6 protein-coding genes are annotated in these 6,099 nt (G+C 33.6%); 4 read left to right on the top strand and 2 right to left on the bottom strand.

Annotation, left to right across the window (positions count from 1 at the left end; genetic code table 11):
- The first annotated feature begins 101 nt into the window (after nt 1–101).
- The 4 genes from J4050_RS10360 (at nt 102) to J4050_RS10345 (ending at nt 4,891) form a co-directional block, all read left to right on the top strand.
- Nucleotides 102–1,115, top strand: a complete 1,014-nt coding sequence (locus tag J4050_RS10360) for a PorP/SprF family type IX secretion system membrane protein (protein ID WP_208154508.1) — start codon at nt 102–104, stop codon at nt 1,113–1,115.
- Nucleotides 1,116–1,472: 357 nt separating this feature from the next.
- On the top strand, nt 1,473–3,644 hold the full coding sequence (locus J4050_RS10355; protein ID WP_208154507.1) for a histidine kinase: 2,172 nt from the start codon (nt 1,473–1,475) through the stop codon (nt 3,642–3,644).
- On the top strand, nt 3,641–4,375 hold the full coding sequence (locus J4050_RS10350) for a LytR/AlgR family response regulator transcription factor (protein ID WP_208154506.1): 735 nt from the start codon (nt 3,641–3,643) through the stop codon (nt 4,373–4,375). Before J4050_RS10355 ends, J4050_RS10350 begins: the two co-directional genes overlap by 4 nt.
- 3 nt (nt 4,376–4,378) lie before the next feature.
- Nucleotides 4,379–4,891, top strand: coding sequence for a gamma carbonic anhydrase family protein (locus tag J4050_RS10345; protein ID WP_208154505.1), 513 nt, complete (start codon nt 4,379–4,381; stop codon nt 4,889–4,891).
- On the opposite strand, the gene J4050_RS10340 is transcribed toward J4050_RS10345, so the two are convergent.
- Both J4050_RS10340 and murI read right to left on the bottom strand, forming a co-directional pair.
- Nucleotides 4,884–5,231 carry a GTPase gene (locus tag J4050_RS10340; protein ID WP_208154504.1) on the bottom strand — a complete coding sequence of 116 codons (348 nt, stop codon included), beginning with the start codon at nt 5,229–5,231 and terminating at the stop codon, nt 4,884–4,886. The genes J4050_RS10345 and J4050_RS10340 overlap by 8 nt on opposite strands.
- 32 nt (nt 5,232–5,263) lie before the next feature.
- Complete coding sequence (murI, locus tag J4050_RS10335; protein ID WP_208154503.1) at nt 5,264–6,043, bottom strand: glutamate racemase; 780 nt, start codon at nt 6,041–6,043, stop codon at nt 5,264–5,266.
- Nucleotides 6,044–6,099 lie beyond the last annotated feature (56 nt).

Raw genomic sequence — 6,099 nt, 5'->3', positions numbered from 1 at the left:
TGCCCACGAGCGACTACTGGTTCACACTGGCCTATGACGAGCCCCTGACCGGACAACGGAAGGAACTCAATGCCCATTTTACCTTGAAACGATAAGACATTATGAGATTAAGAAATTTTTGGTTGATAGCTTTATTTGTAACTTTTGTTGTGGATTTTATTGATGCGCAGGAAGGAGTTCCTATTTATTCTGATTATTTAACGGATAATTATTATTTAATTCATCCTTCTATGGCAGGTGTTGCAAATTGCGCTAAGGTAAGATTAACAGCACGACAACAGTGGTTTGGTGTTGATGATGCACCTAATTTACAGACATTAAGTATTAATAGTCGTTTAGGAGATTCTCCAGTTGCAATTGGTGGTATACTCTTTAGTGATGAGAATGGATTCCATTCAACCCAAGGAGGTTATGCGACGTTTGCTTATCATTTAATGTTTTCAAGGAATGAAATAGATTTAAACATGTTATCTTTTGGATTAAGTGCTGGATTTCTTCAATATAAATTGGATGAAACAAGTTTTTTAGCCCCTGGAGACTTTGATGCTTTGATTGCGGGAATAGAACAAAGTGCGACCAATTTTAATGTTGATTTTGGGTTTTCCTATCATTTCATTGATTTTTATGCGCATTTTACTGTTAAGAATATTTTGAATAATGAGGGTATTAACTTTAATGACCAAGGTTTTGAATTTGATAATTTAAGAACATATTTATTTTCTTCAGGCTATGTTTTTAGTAAGTATGGAAGTGATTGGAGTTATGAGCCATCAATAATGTATATGTACAGAGATGCTACGCAGGAGTCTTCAATTGATATCAATGGTAAAGTTTATAGAGAAATGGATTTTGGGAAAATTTGGGGAGGACTATCTTATAGAAGAAGTTTAGATGGCGCTGAATTTTTGGATGGGTCTGGAGTGAGCAGTCAAAAATTGCAATACATTACTCCATTTTTAGGGATAGACTACAATCAGTTTGTATTTGCTTATACATATTCTTACCAAGCTAATACTGTTAATTTTAATACAGGTGGTTTTCATCAAATTACTTTAGGATACAATTTCAATTGTAGAAGAGAGAAGTATGAGTGTAATTGTCCTGCCGTAAACTAATTTCGACGATAAAGCGGAATTTTTAGTTAGACCTTTTTCAAATTTATAATATTGGGCTTCTTTTTGTTTTTTATATCATTCATGGCTTAATAAAGTTGCATAGGGATTTTAATGAAAAGCTTCAGAGCACATCGTCGGATTTTATTTTGAAAGAATAGTCAAATAAGGAATTAATACTTTTTAGAGACTTTCTTTCATATAAAGTTATAATGAGTAAAGGCCACGGCTGAATGAGTTAGTTTAGGTTATATTTTAGTCTTCTGTTATAAATCGCTCTTTTTAACCTCACTTATTGGAAAAGGGTATTTTTTCAACTGAAATAAAGTATGTAGTTTAGTCTTATAGGATATCCATCGTATGCTCAAGAAAATTTTAATCATCTTACTGGTTTGCATCTCTGTATTTCAATTGAACTATGCTCAAAGTAGATCGTATAATAATTCTAAATTAGAAACTTATTTTAATATTAGAGGTTCTGTCTATGAAAAGTCATCTTATCAACCATATAAAAATGTAAGTGTTTTAGTGAACGGTGGCAGATACACTACAACTGATAATGATGGTTACTTTTCAATTAGAGCAAAAGTAGGTGATGAACTGATTGTAAGCCATGACGATTTTGAAACTATTTATCATACTATTACTAATAACGAGAGGATAACCATTGAGGTGGTAGATGAAAATGATAGTAGCAGTCCAAGGCTTAAAAGGCAAAAAACCGCTAAAAATTTTAATAAGCATATCGATTCTGCCGATGCTTATTTAAAAACTAATGCAGAGAAAAGCATCAAGTTTATTGGAGATGCCCTAGATGAAGAGGTGACCTCTGCTCAAAGTGCTGTTGCGCATGAGTTACTCGGTGATATTTATTTCTATTGGAAGCAATATGATTTAGCAATTACGGCGTTTAAAATAAGTATTCAAAACTCTAACAGGCCATCGGCTTTATTAAAACTGGCTAAAACCTATCTGTTGAATGGAAACCAAGACCTTTGTTTTGACTCCTATAATTCTATAGATGAAAAGGTCTTATCTAATTACCAGAGCGTATTACTTCACGAAGGTATAGGAGATGCGTACATAAGTAAAAGAGATTTTAGTGCTGCTATTTTATCTTACCAGAATGGTATAGAGATAGCTAACAAATATTCAATCACCCCTAAAGTAATTGACCTTAAATCCAAGATTGCAGAAGCCTACAGCAAACAAGGCGAAAATACAAAAGCAAAGACTTATTACGATAGCTCTTTAAGTTTAGCAAAAAAGGAAAATAAAAAGAGGGCTGTTGAAGAACAAATTAAAGTTGCGGAATTTAGCAGTGATATAAAAGATTATGAGGGTGAAATAGAATTGCGAAAGAAAGCGATAGAAGGATTGTTAGGCTTAGATTCATTGCTCTCCAATGAAAGTGCAAACACAGTTCAAAAACAGAATTATAAGATTGGTAATGCCTATTATTTAAAGAAGGATTTTGAAAATGCAATCCCTTATTTTGAGAAAAGTATTGAAGAATCTGATAAAAAAGGCGATTTAGTTGTAAAGAAAGATGCCATCAGAAAACTTTCAGAAGCGCTTATTAGTAAAGGCGATACCGATGAAGGTTTAGCTATGATTAATGAATATAAAAATGTAGTTGACGAATTATACGTGCTTAAAGAGCAAGAGATATCTCGAGCGGCAAGATTCAGCAGAAATATTGCCGAACAACAGAATAGAATTACATCTTTAGAAAGTGACAGGCGTTTGTCGTTGAGCAAATATCAGCTTACCCAAGAACGAAATAAGAGACAGCAACTGATTATATATTCCATGGCAGGTGGTTTAATTTTGTTCTTGGTCACAGGTTTTTTGATGTATAAATACATTAAGCAACAAAAATTGGCCAATAATCTTTTGGCTTTAAAATCCTTGAGAAGTCAAATGAACCCTCATTTTATTTTTAATGCTTTAAACTCCGTAAATAGTTTTATTGCTACTAATGATGAGCGAAGTGCTAATAAGTATCTCACAGATTTTTCTCATTTAATGCGTTCGGTTTTAGAGAATAGTGAAGAGGACTTTATTCCATTGAATAAAGAAATTGAGCTTATTGAAATGTATACGAAATTGGAACACTTTAGATTTCAGGATAAGTTTGATTTTGAATTCAAAGTAGACAAATCTATTGATATCGAGGCCTATACAATTCCACCGATGCTATTACAGCCATATATAGAAAATGCTGTTTGGCATGGTTTGCGTTATAAGGAAGAAAAGGGCTGGCTATTAGTTGAATTTAAAAATGAGAACGAAAATGAAATCTCAATAGTGATTACTGATGATGGCATTGGCCGGGAACAATCAAAAGCACTTAAAACTCAAAACCAGAAAAAGCAAAAGTCCAAAGGAATGGATAACATAAAAAAGCGGGTAGCCATCTTAAATGAAATGCATAAGGGAAAAGTTGATATTTCAGTTGAGGACTATAAAAAGGGACTAGAAAATACGGGCACTCGAGTAATAGTAACCCTTAAAAAGAGAAAAGTATGATACTAAATGCCATAATTGTAGAAGACGAAGCAAAAAGCAGAGAGATTTTATCGAATTATCTCAAAAAGTATTGTCCTAATGTTATGATAAAAGGCGAAGCTGCCAATATAGATGAAGCCTTACAACTGATAAGAAATAACGACTTGGATATCGTTTTTTTAGATGTCGAGATGCCTTTTGGAAATGCATTTGATTTGCTGGATAAAGTGGGACATGTAGATTTTGAAACCATATTTGTAACGGCTTACAATCATTATGCCATTGAGGCATTAAATGCGCATGCGTCCTATTACCTAATGAAACCTATTTCAATTGATGAATTAATTAAAGCGGTTGACTACGTTGGAGAATTAAGAGCAAAAGAGGAGGCCTTGCATAACCAAGTTCTAGTACCCAAAACCAAATCAGTTAGCGGAAAAATTACAATTCCTCAGCAAAACGGATTTGAAGTTATTGAGACGGATGATATTCTCTATTGCAAAGCTGATGATAATTATACAGAGATTTATCTTAATAATGGTAAAAGGAAATTGGTAAGCAAGACGTTAAAGTATATTGAAGAGCAACTTAAAGATGCTAATTTTGCCCGTGTACACAAAAGTTTTTTGGTAAATGTGAATGAGGTTGTGAGGTATGTCAAGGGAAAAGGAGGAAGTGTTGTTTTAAGAAACGGTAAGGAGATTATGGTTTCAGCTTCAAGAAAATCAGAATTATTATCATTTTTTAAGTAGATTATGGCTACAATATTATCAGTAAGAGGACACTATCCCATTATCCCAGAAGATTGTTTTATCGCAGATAATGCTACAGTAGTTGGCGAGGTTACAATGGGTAACCAATGCAGCATTTGGTTTAATGCCGTAATTAGGGGTGATGTTCATTTTATAAAAATGGGAAACAAGGTTAATGTACAAGATGGTGCCATTATCCATGGGACGTTTCAAAAATCACCGACAACTATTGGAAATAATGTATCCATAGCCCATAATGCTATCGTTCATGGCTGCACTATTCACGACAACGTCCTTATTGGTATGGGAAGTATAGTTATGGATGGCTGTGTTGTAGAAAGTAACAGTATTGTTGCTGCAGGCGCTGTTGTATCCCAAAACACCATAATTGAATCTGGGAGTGTCTATGCAGGCGTGCCAGCAAAAAAGATAAAGGATATTAGTCCAGATTTAGTGTCTGGAGAAATTGACAGGATTGCCAACAATTACGTTAAGTATTCTGGGTGGTTTAAATAAGACCTTTTAATTTGGCAATAAGTTCTTCAACGGTCCTAATCGAATTGAGATCGCTATGCGATAAAAGCGTTGTTAATTGCTCAGATTCTTTTTTTATCACAACGGGATAAGTCAATGCTGAATGCAGGTATTGTTTTTCAAACTCGTCCTTGTGTAAAAATTTAAATTTAGCAGAGGTTGTTTTTCTGAATTTTAGCCAGGTTTTATTTTCTTTGAATACGTTATAGGTAAGAGCGCATAGACTGCAAGGATAGGTTTTTGGACTTATCAATTTGTGGCTTACATCAAAGAGAATATTAAGTAAACCAGAGTTGGCATTATAAACAAAAATAATTGTCACAATTAAATAGTAGTAATTATAAAGTTTCCTTTCTAAAAGTCCAAGTAAGAACTATTAAAGTTTTTATCGCTAAAAGTCTTTAAAACTTCAATATTACCATTTGTGAACATTTCAACACTTGGTTGCGAACCAGAAAGATTTAATAATAAAAGTTGTTGTAAAACAGTTCGGGTTTGCTTGGCAACGGCGCGGCCAGAATCAATAATTTTCACTTCTTTCGGAAGTAACTCCTGTAATTGAGGGATTAAATATGGGTAATGTGTGCAGCCTAAAACTAAATAATCTATATGTTCTTCTATCATTGGTTCTAGGTATAATTTTAGTAAGTCTGTCATCTCACTAGAATTGAGCTTACCTGATTCGATTAAGGGAACAATACCATTACCAACCTGTTCTATAACCTTAATTCCCTTGGCAAACAACGCAGAGGTATTGTGAAATAAGCTACTGCTTAAAGTACCTTTTGTAGCTAAAACCCCAATTGTTTTAGATTTAGTATTTAATGCGGCAGGTTTAATAGCTGGTTCGATCCCTATAAATGGTATTTTGTAGCTCTTCCTTAAATATGCAATTGAATTTGTTGTAGCAGTGTTACAAGCAACGACAATGATTTTAGCCTGTTTACTCAGTAAAACTTCTGTGTTCTTTATGCTTAATCTAAGTATTTCAGATTTAGATTTATTGCCATATGGAGCATTTTTACTATCTGATAGATAGACGCAATTTTCATTGGGTAGCAACGCGTTGATTTCTTTCAGAATTGAAGTTCCTCCAATACCAGAATCAAATATACCAATTGGGTCTTTGCTCATATATCTACAAAAATAAAAAGTCGCTCATTAACATAAGCGACTTTTTTTAGTTATAA

This window comes from Winogradskyella pelagia (assembly GCF_017581965.1).
In the GTDB taxonomy this organism is placed as follows: Bacteria; Bacteroidota; Bacteroidia; order Flavobacteriales; family Flavobacteriaceae; genus Winogradskyella; species Winogradskyella pelagia.
This window is presented reverse-complemented; position numbering and strand designations above follow the sequence as displayed.

Bases quoted from the DNA above. Each gene is read 5' to 3' on its own strand.
- J4050_RS10360 (WP_208154508.1), top strand. From the start codon at position 102: ATGAGATTAAGAAATTTTTGGTTGATAGCTTTATTTGTAACTTTTGTT.
- J4050_RS10355 (WP_208154507.1), top strand. From the start codon at position 1,473: ATGCTCAAGAAAATTTTAATCATCTTACTGGTTTGCATCTCTGTATTT.
- J4050_RS10350 (WP_208154506.1), top strand. From the start codon at position 3,641: ATGATACTAAATGCCATAATTGTAGAAGACGAAGCAAAAAGCAGAGAG.
- J4050_RS10345 (WP_208154505.1), top strand. From the start codon at position 4,379: ATGGCTACAATATTATCAGTAAGAGGACACTATCCCATTATCCCAGAA.
- murI (WP_208154503.1), bottom strand. From the start codon at position 6,043: ATGAGCAAAGACCCAATTGGTATATTTGATTCTGGTATTGGAGGAACT.